Consider the following 19,950-nt stretch of genomic DNA (forward strand, 5'->3'; position numbering starts at 1 on the left):
GGCTACGGGGTCCGGGCGGATGCGTGGCGGCGGTGACGGGGGCGGGCGAGGCCGAGATTCTCGCGCAGGGTGGTGCCCTCGTATTGCGTGCGGAACAGGCCACGCCGCTGCAATTCGGGGATCACCAGGGTGGCGAAATCGTCGAGCCCGCCCGGAAGCGTCGGGGGCATGATGTTGAACCCGTCGGCGCCATAAGCCTCGAAACGCTCCTGAAGGGCGTCGGCGATCCGGGCGGGTGTCCCGATCAGGGTCCAGTGCCCGCGCGCTCCGGCGATGCGCAGGTAGAGGTCGCGGATGGTCAGGCCTTCGCGCCGGGCGATGGTGACGAGGAGGTCCTGCCGGCTCTTGCCGCCCTCCGTCCCGCTGGCCTCCGGAACGGGGGCATCGTCAGGGTAGCCGGAGAGGTCGAGCCCGGCGAGCTGCTCCAGGAGCGAGCGGCCGACGACGGGGTGGATCAGCTCCTGCAACGCGCCGTACTTGTCCTCGGCCTCGCCCATCGTGCGGCCGACCACCGGGAAGGCGCCCGGCAGGATCTTGAGCGCGTCGGGTTCGCGGCCGTGGCGGGCGAGCCGGCCCTTCACGTCGGCATAGAAGGCGGTCGCGTCCTCCAGGGTGGCCTGGGCGGTGAACACGACCTCGGCGGTGCGCGCCGCCAGGGCCTTGCCGGCCTCCGACGAGCCCGCCTGCACCACCACCGGGTGGCCCTGCGGCGGCCGGGGCACGTTGAGCGGCCCGCGCACGGAGAAATGCTCGCCCTCGTGCCCGAGCACGTGCAGCTTGGCCGGATCGAAGAAGCGCCCCTCACCGCGGTCGCGGACGAAGGCGTCATCCTCGAACGTGTCCCAGAGCCCGGCGACCACGTCCACGAATTCCTCGGCGCGGGCGTAGCGGTTCGCATGGGCGAGGTGGCTGTGGCGGCTGAAATTGTAGGCCTCGCGCGGGTCCGCCGAGGTCACGAGGTTCCAGCCCGCCCGGCCGCCGCTGAGATGGTCGAGGGAGGCGAACTTGCGCGCCACGTGGAACGGCTCGTTGTAGGTGGTTGAGGCGGTGGCCACGAGGCCGATGCGCTCCGTCACCGCCGAGAGATGCGAGAGCAGGGTCAGCGGTTCGAACTGCCCGACATAGCGGATCGCCGTGCGGCTCAGGGCGTCGATGTCGTCGCCGCGGATGCTGACCCCGTCGGCGAGAAAGATCAGGTCGAACTTCGCCGCCTCGGCCACCCTGGCGAGGCGCCGGTAATGGGCGGGATCGATCCCCGCATCCGCCTGCGACGAGGGATGCCGCCATGCCGCGACGTGGTGCCCGCCCGGATAGAGGAAGGCACCGAGGCGCATCGTGTCCCGGCGACGTGACATGGGTCTGTCCTTGATCTCTCATTCCAGCGGGCCTGCCAGCGGGCCTGCCAGCGGGCCTGCCAGCGGGCCTGCCAGCGGGCTTGCCAGCGGGCTTGTTTGGCAGGGGGCGCGTCAGGCCGAGCCGACCCGGTATTGGCGCGGCGGGGCGGTGCCGTTCACCGCGAAATCGCCCACCGCCCGGTCGCGGTAGATCCGGGGATTGTGCGAGGCGATGGTGCGGGCGTTGCGCCAGTGCCGGTCGAGGCCGAGACCGCTTTTCACGGCCGAGGCGCCGAGCGCATCGAACAGGGTCGTGGTGGCCTCCAGAACGAGGTCGGTGACCACGGTCACCGCCTGGTTCACCTCGATGTCGGCGATAGAAGCAGCATGGTCCGCCGCTTCTCCCGTGCGATGGATCTCGTAGGTCCGCTGCAGGGACTCCGCCGCCTTGAGGACGATGGCGCCGGCCGCATAGGCCGCGCCGCGCACGCGCCCGACCACTTGTTGGATCTGGGGATCGTCGCCGGCCCGGCTGCCGTTGCCGTGGCTGTAGACCCGCTTGCGCTCGGCCACGAGCCGCGACACGTCGATGGCGGCCGAACGGCCGATGCCGGCCAGCGTCGCCAGATGGACGAGCTGGAAGAACCCCATCGCGTAGGGGAAACGCTCCGGATCGGGCTTGATGAGCTCCGGCCCGATGAGGACGTCCGTGAAGATCGCCGTGCCGCTGGCGGTGAGCGACTGGCCGAAACCGTCCCAATCGTCGACGATCTCGACGCCCGGCGCCCGCACCGGCACGGCCGCCACCAGGGACGCGCCCGCCTCGTCCTGGGCCGAGACGTGGATCCAGTCGGCGAAGAGCGAGCCGGTGGTGTAGAATTTCCGGCCGTTGAGCAGCCAGTGCCCGCCCTGCGGCCGCAGGACCGTATCGAACTGCCCGACCTTGGCCTCGCCGGTCTCGGACACGCCGCTGCCGACGGTCTGGCGATCGCCGATCCGGCCTGTCCAGCACGCCCGCCATTCCGGCGAGGACGAGCACAGCATGTCCTCTGTGAAGCCGAAATGGGCGCGCAGGGCGTTGGTGACGTTGGGGTCGGCCTGGGACAACTCGATCAGCAGGTTGAACAGTTCGGGCAGGCTCGCGCCGTGGCCACCCTCTTCGCGGGCGAGGCGCAGGGTGGTGAAGCCCGCCTCTCTCAGCCAGCCGATCTCGTCATGGGGCAGCGTGTGCGCGAGATCGCGGGCGATGGCGGTGGCGCGGATGCGCGCGAAGACCGGCCGGAAACCGGCCGCGAGCGCCTCATAGCCCGCGCTCGGCCCCGCGCCCCATCCCGCTTCCGTCTGAGACATTCCGTCGATCCCGTGCCCGTGATGCCGTGACGCCGAGGGTGGTCGCGCTCGATGGCCCCCGGCATCGTGGTCGTCCTGATCGTCAATCCGGGCAGGGCAGACAAGTATAAATTATGGTCAGATGTGCGATTTGGAGATGTTATGCTCTAAGCCATCGTAAAATAGACGATGTATGCTTGAAAGGGATGATCGTTGAAAGATCATTCTTGTTGACCGGGTCCGGTCACCGGCTAGGCTCATGCGCATGAATGCCTCGCGCATCGCGGGAACGAGGCCTCTCTCTCCATCGCACCATACCGTCGCCCCGGATTGCCTGGATCTGCCATGAGCGCACGCCGCGAATTGAGGCTGAACGCCTTCGAGATGGGAGCGCCGGGCCATACCTGGGCCGGGCTGTGGCGGCATCCGCGCGATACGGCGGCGCGCTACAATACCCTCGATTACTGGGTGTCGCTGGCCCGCACCGCCGAGCGTGGCCTGTTCGACGGGATCTTCCTCGCCGACGTGGTCGGGGTCTACGACGTCTACGGGGCTTCGCCCGCCACCGCCGTCGCCCGGGCGGCGCAGGCGCCGAACCTCGATCCGTTCCTGCTGGTGCCGGCGATGGCCCATGCCACGACGCATCTCGGCTTCGGGGTCACGGCGAACCTCACCTACGAGCATCCCTACACCTTCACCCGCCGGCTCTCGACCCTCGATCACCTCACCAACGGCCGGATCGGCTGGAACGTGGTCACCGGCTATCTGGAGAGCGGCGCGCGCGGCATGGGCCTGCCCCAAGCCCGCGAACACGATGCGCGCTACGATGCCGGCGAGGATTTCCTCGAGGCCGCCTACAAGCTCTGGGAGGGAAGCTGGGAGGACGGCGCGGCCCTGCGCGACCGGGCGGCCGGCCTGTTCACGCAGCCGGGCCGGGTCCACCGCGTCATCCATGACGGGCCGAGCTACCGGGTCGACGGACAGCATCTCAGCGAGCCGTCGCCGCAGCGGACGCCCGTGCTCTACCAGGCCGGGGCCTCGTCGCGCGGACGTCTCTTCGCCGCCCGCCATGCCGAGAGCATCTTCCTCAATGGCCAGACCAAGGCCATCGCCGGCAAGGCGGTGCGCGCAACGCGACAGGCGGCCAAGGAGGCGGGCCGGGATCCCTACGACATCCGGATGTTCCTCGGGGCCACCGTGATCGTGGCGCCCACCCGCGCCGAGGCGCTCGATCTGCGCGAGGAGTACGCCCAGTATCTCGACGTGGAAGGCCAGCTCGCCCTCGTCTCCGGCTGGACCGGGATCGACCTGTCCGGGCTCGATGCGCATGAGGGGCTCGCCTACGTCAAGACCAATGCCATGCAGTCGTTGCTCGAGAACCTGACGCTGCCCGGCGAACGCCCCTTCACCCGCGCCGACTTCGCCGAGTTCGGCCCGCGCGGGGCACGGGCTCCTTTCATCGTCGGATCGCCCTCCGAGGTGGCCGACGCGCTGCTCTCCTGGGCCGACGAGGCCGATATCGACGGCTTCAATCTCACCCGCGCCGTCGCGCCCGAGACCATCGAGGCCTTCGTCGACCTCGTCGTGCCCGCGTTGCAGGACCGGGGCGCGTTCAAGACGCGGTATCGCGAGGGCACGCTCCGTCAAAAGCTGTTTCCGGAGGGCGGCGCCCACTTGAAGGCGACCCATCCCGGCGCACGCTTGCGCCGGGCCGGCGGCGAGGCCCGCGCCTCCGCCGCCTGACCGGCACCCTCTTCCCCTCCCCGATCACAGGTGTCCACGATGCCCCCGCTCCGTACCCGCCGCAGCCTCCTCGGCTTCGCGGCCGCCCTGTTCGCTCTGGGGGCCGGCCCCGCCTTCGCGGAAAAACCCCTGCGCATCGGCGCGACGCCGGGACCGGTGGGGCAGACCCTGGCCTTCGCCGCCGATCTCGCCCGCAAGCAGGGGCAGAATGTCGAGATCGTCGAGTTCACCGATTGGGTGACGCCCAACGAGGCCGTGGCCTCGGGCGATATCGACGCCAACCTGTTCCAGCACGTGCCCTACCTCCAGAGCGCCATCCGCTCGCGGGGCTACAAGCTGGTGGCCGTGGAGGGCGCGATCGTCCTGCCCGTGGGCCTGTTCTCGAAGACGGTGACCAGCCTCGACAAGGTCCCCGACGGCGCCTCGGTGGCCATCGCCAACGACCCCGTCAACGCGGCGCGGGGATTGCGCCTGCTGGAGACCGCCAAGCTGCTCACCCTGAAACCGGGCGTCGGCGACGAGGCCTCCGTCGGAGACATCGTCGCCAATCCGAAGCACCTGCGGATCCTCGAACTCGAAGCGGCGCAACTGCCGCGCGCGATGGACGACGTGACCCTGGCGCAGGTGAGCTTCACCTACCTGATCGCCGCGGGCGGCGACCCCAAGACCTCCCTCATCACCGACGGGGTCGGGGATCGGCGCTACACGCTGAGCTTCGTCGCCCGCCCGGACAACCGCGACGATCCGCGTCTGGCCGCCTTCATCCGCAGCTTCCGCTCGGCGCCGGTGCGGGACTACATCGAGCGGACCTACAAGGGCTTCCTCGAGCCGGTCTGGTAGCGCGGCGTCGGATTTCAGCTTCGGTCCCGACCCGTTGTCGCAGGCGTGAGCCCGCCGTCCGGACGAGCCCCGCACGACGCCCGAATGAGGTCGCTCAGGCGCACCCGAACAGAGAGACCCTCCATGCCCCTGAACCGTCGCGCCCTGCTGGGCGGCACCCTTCCCCTGCTGGGCGGCACCCTCGCCCTCCTCACGGCCTCCACGGCCCGGGCCGCGGCACCCCTCAAGGTGGTCGCCTCCTCGGTGCCTCATGCCGAGATCCTGACCTATGTGCAGGACACGCTCGCTCCGGACCTGCCCCTGCGGATCATCGAGATCAGCGGGGACATCCGCCCCAACCGCCTCGTCATCGACGGCGACGCCGACGCCAACTTCTTCCAGCACGTGCCCTATCTGCGCAGCGAGGAGGCCGAGCTCGGCGTCCGCTTCGCCGTGACGGCGCGCGTGCATGTGGAGCCCCTCGGGCTCTATTCGCGCCGCGTCCGCAGCCTCGCCGACCTGCCGAAGGGGGCGACCGTCGCCCTCTCGAACAACGTCACCAATTTCAGCCGGGGGCTGAAGCTTCTGCAGGAGAACGGCCTCATCCGTCTCAGGCCCGGCGGCGACGGCACCTTCGCCACGGCCGGTGACATCGCCGAGAACCCGAAATCCCTGAGCTTCGTCGAGGTGGCGCCGCCGCAATTGCCGCGCTCCCTCGACGACGTCGCCCTCGCGGTCATCAACGGCAACTATGCCCTCGAATCCGGGCTCGATCCGGCCAAGGATGCCCTCGGGCTGGAGCGGGCGGAGGGTAACCCCTACGCCAACGTGCTGGTGACGACAGAGGCCCTGGCCCAGGATGCGCGCATCCTGACGCTCTCCGCCCTCCTGCAATCGGCGGAGGTCGCCGGCTTCATCCGCGAGCGCTATCGCGGCGCCGTGATCCCCGTGAGAGGGGCCTGACCGGCACGCACCGGCACGTCGGGGCGGCCGTCCGTGGTGAAACCGTCCCGGTTCGGCATCCGCACCTTCGGCAGCGAGGCGGCATCGAGTTCGGCTCCCTCCGGCAGGATGCCGTTGAGATGCAGCACATAGGCGCTGAGGGCGTAGGTCTCGTCGGCGCTGAGGGATTGCGGCGCGTCGTAGGGCATGGCGCGGCGGATATAGTCGAACAGGGTGGTGGCATGGGGCCAGAAGCTGCCCACCGTCCGCACCGGCTTGCCCGTCGCGAGGCTGCCGAGGCCGCCCGCGAGTCTGTCGGCCGCCGACCCTTCCCCCTGCGCCCCGTGGCAGCCGGCGCAGCGTGCCCCGAACAGGGCCTCGCCCTGGCGCACGCTGCCATGGCCGGCGGGCAGGCCCTGCCCGTCGGCCCGCACCTCGATGTCCCAGGGGGCCAGGATCTGAGGGGTCGCGGGGCGGCCGATCCCGGACAGGGAGACGGGCCCGGACGGGTCCGCCAGGGCGGCGCCCGTCGTCGTCAGGCAGGCGAGTAGGCCGAGGCCGCTAAACCGCATGGCTCACGCCCCCCTCGGCGGCGATGTGCCAGCCGGCGATTCCGTTGTTGTGGTAGAAGGATTGGGTGCCCCGGACCGAGACCAGCGCCGCGCGCGGCGGCTGGACGTAGCCCGTCTCGTCGGTGGCCCGGCTGAGGAGATGAGCCGGGCCGCCCTCCCATCGCCAGGGGAGCCGGAACCGGGTGAGGCATCTGGGCAGGATCGGACCCTCCAGACTGGCCGCCTGCCAGCGCGCGCCGCCATCGGTGGAGACCTCGACACCCGCGATGCGGCCGCGCCCCGTCCAGGCGAGGCCGCGGATCTCGCGGAATCCGGGCGCGCGCAGCTGCTCGCCGCCCGACGGCGTGGTGATGACGGACTTGGCCTCCATCACGAAGGTGAACTGGCGCGCCGACCCGTCCGGCATCAGGTCGGTGTATTTCGAGGTCTCCTCGCGGGTCTGGAACGGCTGGTCCCCGACCTTGAGCCGGCGCAGCCACTTGATGCTGAGATTGCCCTCGACCCCCGGCACGAACAGGCGCAGCGGGTAGCCCTGTTCCGGGCGGAGCCGTTCCCCGTTCTGGGCATAGGCCAGGATCGCGCCGTCGCGTGCGAGGTCGAGGGGGATGCTCCGGGTCATCCCGGCCGCGTCCGCGCCCTCCGCCAGGATCCAGGCGGCGCCGGGCTTCACCCCGACCTCGTCGAGGAGCGTGCTCAACTCCACGCCGGTCCATTCGGCACAGGAGAGGAGACCGTGGCTGTCCTGGATGGTCCAGCCCGGCTTGGCCCCGAGCCACGGCGTGTTGCCCGAGCATTCGAGGAAATGGATGCGCGAGACCGACGGCATCCGCACGAGATCGTCCATGGTGAGGACGAGGGGCCGTTCCACGAGGCCGTGGATCGCCAGCCGGTGGCGCTCCGGGTCGATGGCCGGCACCCCGGCATGGTGGCGCTCGAAATGCAGCCCATTGGGCGTGATGATGCCGTGCAGGTGCTGGAGCGGCGTGCCGGTGGAGGAGGCGCCGGGAAAGGCCGGCGGCGTCCGCGATCGGCGGCCCAGATTCTCGTAGGGCGAGGGACGGCCATAGGGGGGAGAGGCCGAGGGCGCTCCGGGCGTACGGCTCCATTCGGGGATGGCAAGGGGATCGCCCGTCTCCAGGGCGTGAGCGGCGGTGGCGATCCCGCCCGCCGCGCCGCCGGCCAGCCGAAGGAAGCCGCGCCGGCTCGAAGACCGGCGCGGTGCGCGCGATGTGTCAGACGGCATGACAACGGGGTCCGAATGGGCGTTCGGAGGAGAACGCGAAGCGAGATGTCGGGGCTGATGGCGAAAGAGAAACGTGGCTGCGTCTCTATCTATGACCTACATTGGACCGTATTTAGTCTTCGCAATCAACGGCATGGATTTTTCATTTCTTGCGGAGACGCGAACAGGTCTTCCCTCGAACCGGGATGCCGAGAGGCGAATTTTCCGGATCGCGTGGTGTCGCTTGGGCGAGACCGAGATTGCCCGCCCGACGCCGCGCATGCGGCCGGCCCGAATGCCGGGGCGACGTGAATGCCGGTCGACTTGGAGGATTGTTCTCTCGCGGTAGGGCTGCGGGGATCGATCTTGCTTGACGAACGAAGGATTCGACAGCCGATTTCATTGAATGCGCTAAGTATAGCTCATAGAATTGCACGATAGACGATCATCGTTCCGTTCCACCGCCCGGCGCCTGCGCGTGCCGGGCGCATGAGGTTTGGCGAGTGCCTGGAATTCACATCGACCGCGGCGGCGATGCCGTCCCGCCGCCGGATGCGCTGATCCGTTTCGAGCAGGTGGCGAAGACCTACTCCACCCGCGACGGCGCCGGCGTCTCGGCGCTGAGCGGGATCGACCTGTCGGTGACGGCCGGTTCGGTGCTGGGGGTGATCGGCCGCTCGGGCGCGGGGAAATCGAGCCTGATCCGGCTCATCAACGGGCTGGAACGCCCGAGCTCCGGTCGTGTCCTTGTCGGGGATGCGGAGGTCTCGTCCCTCGACGAGCGCGCGCTGCGCCGGATACGCCGCGGCATCGGCATGATCTTCCAGCATTTCAACCTGCTCTCCTCGCGCACCGCCTTCGGCAACATCGCCCTGCCCCTGGAGATCGAGGGCCGGGGCAAGGCCGCGATCCGCGCCCGCGTCGAGGAATTGCTGGCCCTGACCGGGTTGGAGGAGCAGCGCGACCGCTATCCCGCCGAGCTCTCTGGGGGACAGAAGCAGCGGGTCGGCATCGCCCGGGCCCTGGCCACGGGGCCGAGCGTCCTCCTCTCCGACGAGGCCACCTCCGCCCTCGACCCCGAGACCACGCGGTCGATCCTGGCGCTCCTGCGCCGCATCAACCGCGACCTCGGCCTCACCATCGTGCTCATCACCCATGAGATGTCGGTGATCCGCGCCGTGGCGGACCGCGTCGCCGTGCTGGAAGCGGGCCGCATCGTCGAACAGGGCGACGTGTTCGAGGTCTTCACCCGGCCCCAGGCGGAGATGACGTGCACGCTCCTCGCCGGGGAGATGGGGCTGACCCTGCCGGCAGCACTCCGCGCCGGGATCGAGACCCGACCGATCGCGGGTGGCCGGGCGGTCCTGCGCATCGCCTTCCGCGGGCCTCACGCCAACGACCCGATCGTCGCGCGGCTCGCGCGCGAGACCGGCATCGAGGCCAACATCCTGTCCGGCACCGTCGACGAGATCGCCGGCCAGCCCTTCGGCTCCCTCACGGTGGGCCTGCCCGCTGGGCCGGACGTCGTCGGCCGGGCCCGCGCCTTCCTCGACGCTCACGGCCTCGTTTCCGATCTTCTCGGCTATCTGCCGGCCCACAGCGCGGAGGATCGCCGTGTCGCCTGAAATGATCCGCCTGCTGCTGCAAGCCACCGGCGACACCCTGTCCATGGTGGCCGTGGCGGCCATTCTGGGCACGCTGTTCGGCCTTCCGCTGGGCGTCTTCCTGGCGACGAGCCGGCGTGGGGAATTGCTCGCCGCGCCCTGGCTCAACGGCGTGCTGGGCCTCATCGTCAACGCCACCCGCTCGACTCCCTTCATCATCCTGGTCGTGGCCATCATCCCCTTCACCCGGCTCATCGCCGGCACCTCCATCGGGATGTGGGCCGCCACGGTGCCGCTGACGGTGGCGGCGACGCCCTTCATCGCCCGCCTCGTGGAGGCGGCGATCCGCGAGGTCGATGCCGGGCTGGTGGAGGCGGCGCGCGCCTTCGGCGCCGGCCCGCTCACCATCATCCGCAAGGTGCTGATCCCGGAGGCTCTGCCCGGCATCCTCCTCGGCCTGACCCTCGCGGTGGTGTCGCTGCTCGGCTACTCGGCCATGGTCGGCGCCGTCGGCGGCGGGGGCCTGGGCGATCTCGGCATCCGCTACGGCTACCAGCGCTTCCGGCCCGAGATGATGCTGGCCGTCGTCGTCGTGCTGATCGTCCTGGTCCAGGCGGTGCAGACCATCGGCGAGCGTCTGGCCAGCCGGCTCAACCGGCGCATCCGCCGGGCGTGATCCCGCCCCGGCAGGTTTCGTGAGGGCACACACCGGTTAACCCACCCGGCATGTCCCGTAAAACGAACGGCGGGCGTGATGAGGTAAATCGATGGTCTCCGACATTCCATTGCTCGGCTGGAAACATTCTTAGAGTTGCTGTCATGGGATCGATTATGACTACGGATTGACCGTCAGAGAGACGGATCATCTCCCTTGTTTGTTCTATAAAGAGAACGATTTCATTGACGCCGGGGGCTCCGCCGAGCAGATTCGCAGGACACTTTCTCTTCCCGGCGCCGCGTCCCGCGTCCGAGTTCGACAGCAGGTTTTCCCATGACGACCCGACGCCCTTCCCTCTCGCGCCGGACCGCGGCGGCTCTTCTGGGTGGAGTCGCCCTCACCCTCGCTGGTCTCGTCCCGGCCGCCGCCAACGAGGGTCAGCTGCGCATCGCCAAGCAATTCGGCGTGGTCTACCTGCTTCTTAACGTCGTCGAGGACCAGAAGCTCATCGAGAAGCACGGCAAGCAGGCGGGCCTCGACATCAAGGTGGACTACGTCCAGCTCTCCGGTGGTTCGGCCGTCAACGATGCGCTGCTGTCCGGCAACATCGAGATCGCCGGTGCCGGCGTCGGCCCGCTCTTCACCCTCTGGGACCGCACCAGGGGACGGCAGAACGTCAAGGGCGTCGCGTCGCTCGGCAACTTCCCCTACTACCTCGTGACCAACAATCCCGACGTGAAGACCATCGCCGACTTCACCGAGAAGGACCGCATCGCGGTCCCCGCCGTCGGCGTTTCGGTTCAGTCGCGCATTCTGCAGCTGGCATCGGCGAAGCTTTGGGGTGACAAGGACTTCGCCAAGCTCGACAAGATCAGTGTCGCGGTCCCGCATCCGGAGGCCGCCGCCGCGATCATCAAGGGCGGCACCGAGATCTCCGGCCATTTCGGCAACCCGCCCTTCCAGGAGCAGGAACTCGCCGACAATCCGAAAGCCCGGATCGTGCTCAATTCCTATGACGTGCAGGGCGGGCCGGCCTCCTCCACCGTGCTCTACGCCACGGAGAAGTTCTACAAGGACAGCCCGAAGACCTACACGGCCTTCCTCGGTGCCCTCGACGACGCCGCGAAGTTCATCACCGCGAATCCGGAGAAGGCGGCCGAGATCTACGTTCGGATCAACGGCAGCAAGATCGACCCGGCCTTCCTGACGACGATCATCAAGAACCCCGCCGTATCCTTCAAGGTGACGCCCGAGAACACGCTCGGTCTCGGCACGTTCATGCACCGGGTCGGCGCCATCAAGGCGGACCCGAAGACGATCGGCGACTACTTCTTCGATGACCCGCGCATCAGCAACGGCAGCTGAGCGGCGCGCCATGATCTCCACGGCCCCCCGCTCCGAGTTTTCCATCACAGGGCTTCCCGATCCCCGCGCATGGGGATCGGCGCGGCGTGAGGAGGCGAGCGTCCATGCCCCGGTCGCGGCCGACGCATCGCCGCTGCTGCGGATCAAGGGCGTGACCCTCGAATACCGCACGCCGGAGCGGGTGGTGCGCGCCACCCATCGCATCGACCTCGATATCCATCAGGGGGATCGGTTCGTCCTGCTCGGGCCCTCCGGCTGCGGCAAGTCCACCCTGCTCAAGGCGGCGGCCGGTTTCCTCCGCCCCGTGGAGGGGGAGATCACCCTCGGCGGCGTACCGGTTCGCGAGCCCGGTCCCGACCGCATCGTCGTGTTCCAGGAATTCGACCAGCTGCCGCCCTGGAAGACGGTCGCCCAGAACGTCGCCTTCCCCCTGCGCGCGGCCCGTGCCCTCGGCCGGCGCGAGGCCGCCGAGCGGGCGCGGCACTACATCGACAAGGTTGGGCTGACCCGCTTTGCCGACAGCTACCCGCACCAGCTCTCGGGAGGCATGAAGCAGCGCGTGGCGATCGCCCGGGCGCTGGCGATGCAGCCGAAGGTCCTGATGATGGACGAGCCCTTCGCGGCCCTCGACGCCCTGACCCGGCGCCGGATGCAGGAGGAATTGCTGTCCCTCTGGGACGAGGCCCGCTTCACCCTGCTCTTCGTCACCCATTCCATCGAGGAGGCCCTCGTGGTCGGCAACCGGGTGGCGCTGCTCTCGCCCCATCCGGGCCGCGTGCGGGCCGAGATCAACAGCCATGCCTTCGATCTGACCAGCATCGGAAGCCGCGATTTTCAGGACGCGGTGCAGCGTCTGCATAGCCGCCTGTTCGAGGCCGCTCCCGAACCCGCAGGATCCACGGGGGGGTCCGCATGAGCGAGGCCAGTCTCGCGGGCCGGCCCCTCGTGCCGCCGATCCGCCCGGAATACGACCACGTGCTCGCCCCCTTCGTGGAAGCCCCGGTGGAACGGGTACTGCCGTTCTCGACCCGGCTCTGGCAGCAGGATTGGCTGCGCAAGGGCCTGATCATCGTCGCCCTCGTCCTCGTCTGGGAGGGGCTGGCGCGCTGGCAGGACAACGACCTGCTGCTGCCCGGCTTCGGCGCCACGATGGCGGCCCTGGTCGAAGGCCTCGTGAACGGCGAGTTGCTGGACCGGGTGCGGATCTCCCTCGTCGTGCTGCTGCAGGGCTATGTCTGCGGTATCGTCCTGGCCTTCCTGCTGACCACGCTGGCCGTCTCGACCCAGTTCGGCCGCGACCTGCTCTCGACCCTGACGGCGATGTTCAACCCGCTACCGGCGATCGCCCTGCTGCCGCTGGCCCTGCTCTGGTTCGGCCTCGGTTCCGGCAGCCTGATCTTCGTCCTCATCCATTCGGTGCTGTGGCCGATGGCGCTCAACACCTATGCGGGCTTTCAGGGCGTGCCCGAAACCTTGCGCATGGCCGGGCGCAACTATGGACTGCGCGGCCCGTCCTACGTGATCCAGATCCTCATCCCCGCCGCGCTGCCGGCGATCCTGTCCGGCCTCAAGATCGGATGGGCTTTCGCCTGGCGCACGCTGATCGCGGCCGAACTCGTCTTCGGCGCGTCTTCGGGGCGCGGCGGTCTCGGCTGGTACATCTTCCAGAACCGCAACGAACTCTACACGGACCGCGTCTTCGCCGGTCTCGTCCTCGTCGTCGTCATCGGCCTCGTCATCGAGAACGTGGTGTTCGCGGCGTTCGAGCGGCTCACCGTGCGGCGCTGGGGCATGGCGCGATAGTCCCGATCGACGTCGGAGGCTCGACGCGCAACCGTCAGGGATGAGCGAGATGGGGGCGGATGATCGTCAGCATTCGCTCGGCCGAGGTGCCCGGCGGGAAGAAGCCGAGATAGGCCCCCGACCGGTCCATCAGGTAGATGAAGGCCGAGTGGTCGATCGTCCTGTCTCCGTTCGGCCCCACGCCCCTCTCGAAGAAGACCCGGTAGGCATCGGCGGCCCGGCGGATCGCCCCCGGTTCGCCCGTCAGGCCGACGAGCCGGGGCGAGAAGTTCGGGACGTATTCGGCGAGATGCGCGACGGTGTCCCGCTCCGGATCGAGGGTGACGAACAGCGGCTGGACCGAATCGGCCTCCGTGCCAAGCAGGGTGAGCGCGCGGGCGATCTCCATGAGGTCGGTCGGGCAGATGTCGGGGCACGAGGTGTAGCCGAAATAGACGAGGAGGAGCTTGCCGCGAAAGTCGGCCTCCGTGCGCCCGCGCCCCTGGTGATCGACCAGGGTGAAGGGTCCGCCCACCGGCTCGCGGTTCCACATCAGCACGTCCATCAGCTCCGCCGCCGAGCGTCGCGCCGGCTCCGCGCCCTTGACCGGCATCATGGGGTGCGAGGCCAGGAGCGACAGGAGCAGCGCCGCGGGTTTGGACCTACGCACCGAAGGTGAGACGGCTGCCCGTGGTCGGCACGATCACGTTGGCGGGCATCTGCGCCTGGGCTTCCAGGGCGAAGTTCAGGCCGCTGCAATGCATCGGGATCACCACGTCGGGGTCGAGCTTCCGGATCTCGGCGACGATCTGGGTAAGATAATCCTTCGGCGCCGGCCCGAGGTGGAAACCGCCGACGATGGCGTGGACCTTCTCGACGCCCGAGACGGCCTGCGCCTGCCGCACCGAATTGACGATCCCCACATGGCCGCAGGAGCTGATGACGACGAGACCCTTGCCCTTCACGTTGAAGCAGGTGGCGTGTTCGTGGACATGCTCGTCGGGGATGATCTGCCCCTGCAGTTCGGCCGGCGAATAATGGGTGGCATCGCAGCCGAGACCGTCCTTGATCCCGCGTTCCACGAAGGTGTTGGGCAGGATACGCTCGATGGAGGAGCGCTTGATCTGGCCCGTGGTGAAGGCGTGCCCCGCCACCACGGTCGGCGTCTCGCACAGGACGGTCCTGATCTTCTGCGCCGTCAGTTCGCGCCGGTCGAGCTGACCGAAATCCGTGAACTGCCCCTGCACCTTGCTCGGGCTGACGCGGTGACAGAAATTGTCCTCGCCACCGGCATAGAGCGTCAGGTCGGCGGGCAGCGAAGCGCGATACTTGTCCAGGAACCCGTTGAGGCCGCCGTAATGGTCGTGATGGCCGTGGCTGACGATGAGGGCGTCGATCTTGGACGGGTCGACCTGCAGGATCTCGATGTTGTTCAGGAGCGCGTCGGGGCTGTAGCCGAAATCGAGCAGGATCGTGCGCTCCTCGTCCGCGCGCCGCGATTCCACGAAGAGCGACAGGCCCCATTGGTTGTGGAGAACCTTGCGGTAGTCGCTGCCGCGCCCGTTGCCGGGCGGCTGGTGGACGACGCCCTGCACCGTCGCGGGCTTGAGGAACTGGTCGTGAGAGGAATCGATCAGCACGCGCAGGCTGAGCCTGTCCACCGTCGGCACCTCGATCGCCGCGGCATTCGCGATCTCGATGCAGGAGAACCCCGCGGTCGCGCTCGCGGCGAAGGCCGCTGACGCCCTCAGAAAGCCGCGCCTGTCGATCTCTCCGGCCATGCCATCCTCCCCGACGCCCTCGCGCCGCATGTCTCACGCTGTCTTCTTTTATAGCCGAGCTCGCCCTGACTGGTATGCTGTATTTCTAGGGAGGCGAAGGTATTCGTTCTGTATTCGGCGACGTCGCTGGAATTCCATTCTTCGGGATGCCGGTCCCGCTGCATGGTCGGCTCTCGGCCCCCACAGGGTCTCTGATCGTCACGTGGCCTGCGTATCGGCCGCCCTCAGGTGGGACGGGTCCCCGCTCCCGCCCGTGAAAGGAGAGCCTTGTGCCCCGATGCGGCGCGGGTCCGGGGCGAATGCAAGGAAAAGCCATGACACAGGCATGAGTCAGAAGAGCGTTCCCACCTTTGCTAGAACAACGGAAGCTCATTCTGTCGCCACCGGACTATACAAGCGTCTTCACAAGACGAAGCCGGGGTTGTCCGGTCCGTCATCGACGAGGCGGCGGGCCGATGGGCGACATAGACTCGTATCTCCACGCGAAGCGTCGTGCGCTCGATCTCCGGACGACGCGAATTCGCGAAGGCCAGGTCTCCGCATCGTCCCTTGCGGCGCGCGCGACGGTGGAGGGCGGCAGCGGCGTGCGCCGGATCGGAATCCGCCGGCACGCGATCGTCAGCGATAGCGGTCCCGATCTCGCGGGCTTCGATCTCGGGCCGAGTTCGCCCGAACTGCAACTCGGGGTCCTCGGGTCGTGCCTCGCGCATACGGTGCTGATCCAGGCCGCTCTGCAGGACGTGCCGACCACGTCCCTGGAGGTGGAGGTCTCCGGCACCTTCGATCCCCGTGCCGGCGCGGAGGGGTACGAGGACGTCCCCGTCCATCCGCATGACCTCGCCTACGAGGTGCGTCTCGATTCACCGGCCGATCCGGCCCGGATCGCGGCGCTCCACGCCCGGGTCGAGAAGGCCTGCCCCATCCTCAACCTCTTGCGCCTGCCACAGGGCGTGAGCGGCCGCTTCACCGATGCCGCACCGGTTCGCCGGGCGGATGCATGACCTGAGGGAGATCAATCCGTGACGATCACCAGACGCCGCGTGCCGAGCCTGCTCTTCGCGCTCGGAGCCAGCCTCGCCGCCCTCACCGGCGCCGCCGCCGAGGAGGCGGCGCCGAAGGAGTTCCGGATCGGCTACCAGAAGATCGGTCTCATCGTCATCGCGCGGCAACAGGGGGTGATCGAGAAGCGCCTGGCCGCGCAGGGGACCAAGGTGCAGTGGGTCGAGTTCCAGGCCGGCCCTCCCCTGCTCGAAGCCCTGAGCGCCGGCAGCATCGATTTCGGCTATACCGGAGACGCGCCGCCGATCTTCTCGCAGGCGGCGGGCGGCAACCTCGTCTATGTCAGCGCCGCGGCGCCCTCCGGCGACGGCGAGGCGATCCTGGTCAAGGAGGCTTCGCCGATCCGGTCGGTCGCCGACCTGAAGGGCAGGAAGGTCGCGTTCGGTCGCGGCACGAGCGCGCACAACCTCCTCATCGCCGCCCTGGAGAAGGCCGGCCTGACCTTCGCGGACATCACGCCCGCCTACCTCACGCCTGCGGATGCCGGCTCGGCCTTCGCCAACGACAGCGTCGACGCGTGGTCGATCTGGGACCCCTATTTCGCCGTGGGGCAGGCGCGGAGCAAGACCAGGGTCCTGGCGACCTCCGGCCAGACCCTCGACGTGTCGGCCTATTTCCTGGCCAACAGAACCTTCGCCGACAAGCATCCGGACGTCATCGTCCATAGCCTGGCGGGCCTCTCCGAGGCGGCCGCCTGGGCCGACGGGCACCGCGACGAGGTGGCCAAGGCGCTGAACGCCGTGACGGGTATCCCCTACGAGATCCAGAAGGTCGCGGCGGACCGCACCCAGTTCGGGGTCCGGCCCCTCACCGACGCGATCCTGTCGGGGCAGCAGGCGACGGCGGACCGCTTCCACCGTCTCGGACTCATCCCCCGCGCCATCCAGGTGCGTGACGCCGTCTGGACCCCGCCGCGCACCTGATCCCGGCCCGCCCCGTCGACCCGCAAGCCCCGGAGCCCCACCATCGTGACCACCCTCGACCCCATCGCGAGTCTGTCCCTGCCGGGAGCGGGCGTCCCGCCCCGGCGGGTGCTGCCCAAGGCCGTTTCCCCCTCCCCCTCGCGCCAAACGGCCCGGTCCGGCTTGGGCCCCTACGGTCTCTTCGTGATCTCGTGGCTCGCCCCCGTCGCCCTCGTGGCGGTCTGGGAAGTCCTCGCCCGTGCCGGCTGGATCTCGCCGCAGGTGCTTCCGGCGCCGAGCAAGGTCCTGACGACCGCCTGGAAGCTGACGCTGAACGGGTCGCTGCTCCTCGATCTCGGCACCAGCCTGCTGCGCGCGGCGGTGGGCTTCGCCATCGGCGGCGGCATCGGTTTCGCGCTCGGCACCCTGGTCGGGTTCTCCCGTCTCGCGGAGGCGGCCATCGACCGCAGCGTCCAGATGATCCGCGCCATCCCGTTCCTCGCCCTGCTGCCCCTGGTCATCGTGTGGTTCGGCGTCGGCGAGAGCCAGAAGATCTTCCTCGTCGCGCTGGGGGTCGCCTTTCCGATCTACATCAACACCGTGCTCGGCATCCGGCAGGTGGATCCGAAGCTCGTCGAACTCGGCCGTGTTCGGAACCTCGGTCCGATCCAGCTGATCCGGCGCATCATCCTGCCCGGCGCCCTGCCCTCGATCCTCACCGGCGTCCGCTACGCTCTGGCGACGGCTTGGCTGGCCCTGGTGGTGGCCGAGACGATCGGCGCGCAATCCGGCCTGGGTTTCCTCGCGATGGATGCCCGCGAATTCCTGCGCACCGACGTGATCGTGCTGGCCATCGTGCTCTATGCGCTCATCGGGATCGCCGCCGATTCCATCGCCCGGCACCTGGAGCGCTCGCTCCTCGCCTGGCACCCGAATTACGGCGACCGCCGATGAGCCGCGCGCCTGCCGGGAGCGCTGTCGCCGTGCCCGCCTTCTCGCGTCCCGCCGTCGTCGTCACCGACCTCACCCGCGCCTATGGCACGCGCGTCGTCATCGACGGCCTGAACCTCGTCATCGAGCGCGGTGAGTTCGTCGCCCTGCTGGGCGAAAGCGGTTGCGGCAAGACGACTTTGCTGCGGGCCCTGGCGGGCCTCGATCCCGTCGATCACGGCCGCATCGACGCGCCGGGAGAGGCCGCCGTCGTCTTCCAGGAGCATCGGCTGCTGCCGTGGGACAGCCTCTGGCGGAACGTGGCGCTGGGCCTGCCGGACCAGGGGGCTCGGGAGCGCGCCGCCGCCGCGCTCTCCGAGGTCGGGCTCGGGCACCGCCTCGACGATTGGCCGCGCAATCTCTCCGGCGGTCAGGCGCAGCGTGTGGCCCTGGCCCGCGCGCTCGTGCAGGAGCCGGAACTGCTGCTGCTCGACGAGCCTTTCGCGGCGCTCGACGCCCTGACCCGCATCCGCATGCACGGGCTGGTCAAGGAACTCGTGGCCCGCCACCGGCCGGGCGTTCTCCTCGTCACCCACGATGTCGACGAGGCCATCTCCCTCGCCGACCGCGTGCTGGTGATGCGGGCGGGGATCATCGCCGCCGAGCATCGGCTCGACGGCTCCGGCGATCGGGCGGCCCTCCGCCTCCGCCTCCTCGCTGAACTCGGCGTTCACGCCGAATCCGAGCCAGCCTGAACTCTCCCTCGTAGTCGATCGGCCAGAGACTCCCATGACGACCTCATTCCGCTCCCCGTCCTCCGGCCCCTCCCGCCGCCGTTTCCTCGAGACGTCCCTCATCGGTGCAGGTGCCCTCGCCGGTGGTCTCGCGGGCCATTCGGCCGCTGCCGCCACCGGCCGCGCGACCGACACGCTGCGCCTGACCTGGGGCTATACCGGCCTCACCTTCATCGCCAAGGAGCGCGGCGAACTGGTGAAGACCCTCGCCAAGGACGGGATCAAGGTGGAATGGGTCGGCCCGTTCCCCAACCACGCGCCGACCCTTCAGGCGGTCACCGGCGGCACCGCCGATTTCAGCTTCGGCGGCAGCACGACGCCGGCGCTCGCCGCCATCTCCGCCGGCTCGCCGCTGGTCTTCACCCAGTTCCTCATCTACAGCCCGCGCACCACCGCCATCATCGCCAAGGACGGGTCCGGCATCGACAAGGTGGAGGATCTGGTCGGGAAGTCGGTGGCCGTGAACCGGTCGGGTCTCGGCGAGTTCCTGGTGGTGGCGGCGCTGGAGAAGCACGGCATCGACCGGTCCAAGGTCAAGTTCGTCTATCTCAACCCGCCGGATGCCGCCCCGGCCCTCGCCGCCGGCAAGGTCGATGCGTGGTCGATGTGGAGCCCCGGCGTGGACATCGCCCGCTTCGACTACAAGGCCCACGACATCTTTCTCGAAGAGCGCGACCTGCCCTTCCAGATCGATTTCACCTCCTACCTGACACGCCGGGATTTCGTCGCGAAGAACCCCGATCTCGTCCGGGCCTTCCATGCGGCTCTGAAGAACGACGCCGACTGGGCGTCCGCGAACACGGAAGAGGCCGAGCGCCTCACACAGGCCAAGGCAGGCTACAGCGACCGGGTGCGCGACCACTTCATCGGCCTGCGCAAGCAATACAAGCTCTACGCGACGGACGACCGGGCCTTCCTGTCGGAGTTCCAGAAGGCGGCCGAGTGGCTGGTCACGCGCAAGGTCCTGCCCGAGCCGGTGACCGTCACCGATCACCTCGTCCGGGTCTGACGCGATGTCCGTCTGAATTCTTCAGGATCGATGCCGCGCGAACGTGCCCGCCGTGGATCGGGCTACGATACTCACATATCTGGCGGGCAGCACGGGTCCCCTCTC

19 protein-coding genes are annotated in these 19,950 nt (G+C 68.9%); 13 read left to right on the plus strand and 6 right to left on the minus strand.

What is annotated here, in order from left to right; translation table 11 throughout:
- Window positions 1–2: 2 nt before the first annotated feature.
- Window positions 3–1,355, minus strand: a complete 1,353-nt coding sequence (locus K368_RS0119895) for an LLM class flavin-dependent oxidoreductase (protein ID WP_027173867.1) — start codon at window positions 1,353–1,355, stop codon at window positions 3–5.
- A 111-nt stretch (window positions 1,356–1,466) separates the two neighbouring features.
- On the minus strand, window positions 1,467–2,684 hold the full coding sequence (locus K368_RS0119900; RefSeq protein WP_027173868.1) for an acyl-CoA dehydrogenase family protein: 1,218 nt from the start codon (window positions 2,682–2,684) through the stop codon (window positions 1,467–1,469).
- Between the two features lie 324 nt (window positions 2,685–3,008).
- Between K368_RS0119900 and K368_RS0119905 the strand changes: the two genes are divergently transcribed.
- The 3 genes from K368_RS0119905 to K368_RS0119915 all read left to right on the plus strand — a co-directional run bounded on the left by K368_RS0119905 (window position 3,009) and on the right by K368_RS0119915 (window position 6,188).
- Window positions 3,009–4,406: an LLM class flavin-dependent oxidoreductase gene (locus K368_RS0119905; protein WP_027173869.1), complete on the plus strand. Its 1,398-nt coding sequence runs from the start codon at window positions 3,009–3,011 to the stop codon at window positions 4,404–4,406.
- 39 nt (window positions 4,407–4,445) lie between these two features.
- Entirely contained in the window at window positions 4,446–5,246 is an 801-nt protein-coding gene (locus K368_RS0119910) for a MetQ/NlpA family ABC transporter substrate-binding protein (protein WP_027173870.1), read from the plus strand.
- 123 nt (window positions 5,247–5,369) lie between these two features.
- Window positions 5,370–6,188 carry a MetQ/NlpA family ABC transporter substrate-binding protein gene (locus tag K368_RS0119915; protein WP_027173871.1) on the plus strand — a complete coding sequence of 273 codons (819 nt, stop codon included), beginning with the start codon at window positions 5,370–5,372 and terminating at the stop codon, window positions 6,186–6,188.
- On the opposite strand, the gene K368_RS0119920 is transcribed toward K368_RS0119915, so the two are convergent.
- Both K368_RS0119920 and soxC read right to left on the minus strand, forming a co-directional pair.
- Window positions 6,152–6,739, minus strand: coding sequence for a cytochrome c (locus tag K368_RS0119920; protein ID WP_027173872.1), 588 nt, complete (start codon window positions 6,737–6,739; stop codon window positions 6,152–6,154). The two genes, K368_RS0119915 and K368_RS0119920, sit on opposite strands and share 37 nt — an antisense overlap.
- Complete coding sequence (gene soxC, locus K368_RS0119925) at window positions 6,729–7,982, minus strand: sulfite dehydrogenase (RefSeq protein ID WP_027173873.1); 1,254 nt, start codon at window positions 7,980–7,982, stop codon at window positions 6,729–6,731. Before soxC ends, K368_RS0119920 begins: the two co-directional genes overlap by 11 nt.
- A gap of 482 nt (window positions 7,983–8,464) precedes the next feature.
- Between soxC and K368_RS0119930 the strand changes: the two genes are divergently transcribed.
- The 5 genes from K368_RS0119930 (at window position 8,465) to K368_RS0119950 (ending at window position 13,391) form a co-directional block, all read left to right on the plus strand.
- Entirely contained in the window at window positions 8,465–9,586 is a 1,122-nt protein-coding gene (locus K368_RS0119930) for a methionine ABC transporter ATP-binding protein (RefSeq protein WP_027173874.1), read from the plus strand.
- The gene (locus K368_RS0119935; protein ID WP_027173875.1) at window positions 9,576–10,241 is read left to right on the plus strand and encodes a methionine ABC transporter permease; all 666 of its coding nucleotides are present in this window, start codon (window positions 9,576–9,578) and stop codon (window positions 10,239–10,241) included. The genes K368_RS0119930 and K368_RS0119935 overlap by 11 nt, the downstream gene beginning before the upstream one ends.
- Before the next feature lie 315 nt (window positions 10,242–10,556).
- Window positions 10,557–11,588 (plus strand): ABC transporter substrate-binding protein, encoded by a 1,032-nt coding sequence (locus K368_RS0119940; RefSeq protein WP_027173876.1) that lies wholly within the window; start codon window positions 10,557–10,559, stop codon window positions 11,586–11,588.
- A gap of 10 nt (window positions 11,589–11,598) precedes the next feature.
- Window positions 11,599–12,504, plus strand: coding sequence for an ABC transporter ATP-binding protein (locus K368_RS0119945; RefSeq protein WP_027173877.1), 906 nt, complete (start codon window positions 11,599–11,601; stop codon window positions 12,502–12,504).
- Window positions 12,501–13,391 (plus strand): ABC transporter permease, encoded by an 891-nt coding sequence (locus K368_RS0119950; RefSeq protein ID WP_027173878.1) that lies wholly within the window; start codon window positions 12,501–12,503, stop codon window positions 13,389–13,391. The genes K368_RS0119945 and K368_RS0119950 overlap by 4 nt, the downstream gene beginning before the upstream one ends.
- Window positions 13,392–13,425: 34 nt before the next feature.
- Here K368_RS0119950 and K368_RS0119955 read toward each other — a convergent pair whose 3' ends face one another.
- Both K368_RS0119955 and K368_RS0119960 read right to left on the minus strand, forming a co-directional pair.
- Window positions 13,426–13,986 carry an SCO family protein gene (locus tag K368_RS0119955; RefSeq protein WP_051440109.1) on the minus strand — a complete coding sequence of 187 codons (561 nt, stop codon included), beginning with the start codon at window positions 13,984–13,986 and terminating at the stop codon, window positions 13,426–13,428.
- A 46-nt stretch (window positions 13,987–14,032) separates the two neighbouring features.
- Complete coding sequence (locus tag K368_RS0119960) at window positions 14,033–15,151, minus strand: MBL fold metallo-hydrolase (RefSeq protein WP_027173880.1); 1,119 nt, start codon at window positions 15,149–15,151, stop codon at window positions 14,033–14,035.
- A 455-nt stretch (window positions 15,152–15,606) separates the two neighbouring features.
- On the opposite strand from K368_RS0119960, the gene K368_RS0119965 reads away from it, so the two are divergent.
- The 5 genes from K368_RS0119965 to K368_RS0119985 all read left to right on the plus strand — a co-directional run bounded on the left by K368_RS0119965 (window position 15,607) and on the right by K368_RS0119985 (window position 19,845).
- Entirely contained in the window at window positions 15,607–16,152 is a 546-nt protein-coding gene (locus K368_RS0119965; protein ID WP_027173881.1) for an OsmC family protein, read from the plus strand.
- An 18-nt stretch (window positions 16,153–16,170) separates the two neighbouring features.
- Complete coding sequence (locus tag K368_RS0119970; RefSeq protein WP_027173882.1) at window positions 16,171–17,133, plus strand: sulfonate ABC transporter substrate-binding protein; 963 nt, start codon at window positions 16,171–16,173, stop codon at window positions 17,131–17,133.
- A gap of 162 nt (window positions 17,134–17,295) precedes the next feature.
- Window positions 17,296–18,066 (plus strand): ABC transporter permease subunit, encoded by a 771-nt coding sequence (locus K368_RS0119975; protein WP_155935383.1) that lies wholly within the window; start codon window positions 17,296–17,298, stop codon window positions 18,064–18,066.
- Window positions 18,063–18,797: an ABC transporter ATP-binding protein gene (locus K368_RS0119980; RefSeq protein WP_027173884.1), complete on the plus strand. Its 735-nt coding sequence runs from the start codon at window positions 18,063–18,065 to the stop codon at window positions 18,795–18,797. The genes K368_RS0119975 and K368_RS0119980 overlap by 4 nt, the downstream gene beginning before the upstream one ends.
- A gap of 34 nt (window positions 18,798–18,831) precedes the next feature.
- Window positions 18,832–19,845, plus strand: coding sequence for an NrtA/SsuA/CpmA family ABC transporter substrate-binding protein (locus K368_RS0119985; RefSeq protein WP_027173885.1), 1,014 nt, complete (start codon window positions 18,832–18,834; stop codon window positions 19,843–19,845).
- The last annotated feature ends 105 nt before the right edge of the window (window positions 19,846–19,950 follow it).

It is taken from the genome of Methylobacterium sp. 10, from assembly GCF_000519085.1.
Lineage (GTDB): Bacteria > Pseudomonadota > Alphaproteobacteria > Rhizobiales > Beijerinckiaceae > Methylobacterium.

Bases quoted from the DNA above. Each gene is read 5' to 3' on its own strand.
- K368_RS0119895 (WP_027173867.1), bottom strand. From the start codon at position 1,355: ATGTCACGTCGCCGGGACACGATGCGCCTCGGTGCCTTCCTCTATCCG.
- K368_RS0119900 (WP_027173868.1), bottom strand. From the start codon at position 2,684: ATGTCTCAGACGGAAGCGGGATGGGGCGCGGGGCCGAGCGCGGGCTAT.
- K368_RS0119905 (WP_027173869.1), top strand. From the start codon at position 3,009: ATGAGCGCACGCCGCGAATTGAGGCTGAACGCCTTCGAGATGGGAGCG.
- K368_RS0119910 (WP_027173870.1), top strand. From the start codon at position 4,446: ATGCCCCCGCTCCGTACCCGCCGCAGCCTCCTCGGCTTCGCGGCCGCC.
- K368_RS0119915 (WP_027173871.1), top strand. From the start codon at position 5,370: ATGCCCCTGAACCGTCGCGCCCTGCTGGGCGGCACCCTTCCCCTGCTG.
- K368_RS0119920 (WP_027173872.1), bottom strand. From the start codon at position 6,739: ATGCGGTTTAGCGGCCTCGGCCTACTCGCCTGCCTGACGACGACGGGC.
- soxC (WP_027173873.1), bottom strand. From the start codon at position 7,982: ATGCCGTCTGACACATCGCGCGCACCGCGCCGGTCTTCGAGCCGGCGC.
- K368_RS0119940 (WP_027173876.1), top strand. From the start codon at position 10,557: ATGACGACCCGACGCCCTTCCCTCTCGCGCCGGACCGCGGCGGCTCTT.
- K368_RS0119945 (WP_027173877.1), top strand. From the start codon at position 11,599: ATGATCTCCACGGCCCCCCGCTCCGAGTTTTCCATCACAGGGCTTCCC.
- K368_RS0119950 (WP_027173878.1), top strand. From the start codon at position 12,501: ATGAGCGAGGCCAGTCTCGCGGGCCGGCCCCTCGTGCCGCCGATCCGC.
- K368_RS0119955 (WP_051440109.1), bottom strand. From the start codon at position 13,986: ATGATGCCGGTCAAGGGCGCGGAGCCGGCGCGACGCTCGGCGGCGGAG.
- K368_RS0119960 (WP_027173880.1), bottom strand. From the start codon at position 15,151: ATGGCCGGAGAGATCGACAGGCGCGGCTTTCTGAGGGCGTCAGCGGCC.
- K368_RS0119965 (WP_027173881.1), top strand. From the start codon at position 15,607: ATGGGCGACATAGACTCGTATCTCCACGCGAAGCGTCGTGCGCTCGAT.
- K368_RS0119980 (WP_027173884.1), top strand. From the start codon at position 18,063: ATGAGCCGCGCGCCTGCCGGGAGCGCTGTCGCCGTGCCCGCCTTCTCG.
- K368_RS0119985 (WP_027173885.1), top strand. From the start codon at position 18,832: ATGACGACCTCATTCCGCTCCCCGTCCTCCGGCCCCTCCCGCCGCCGT.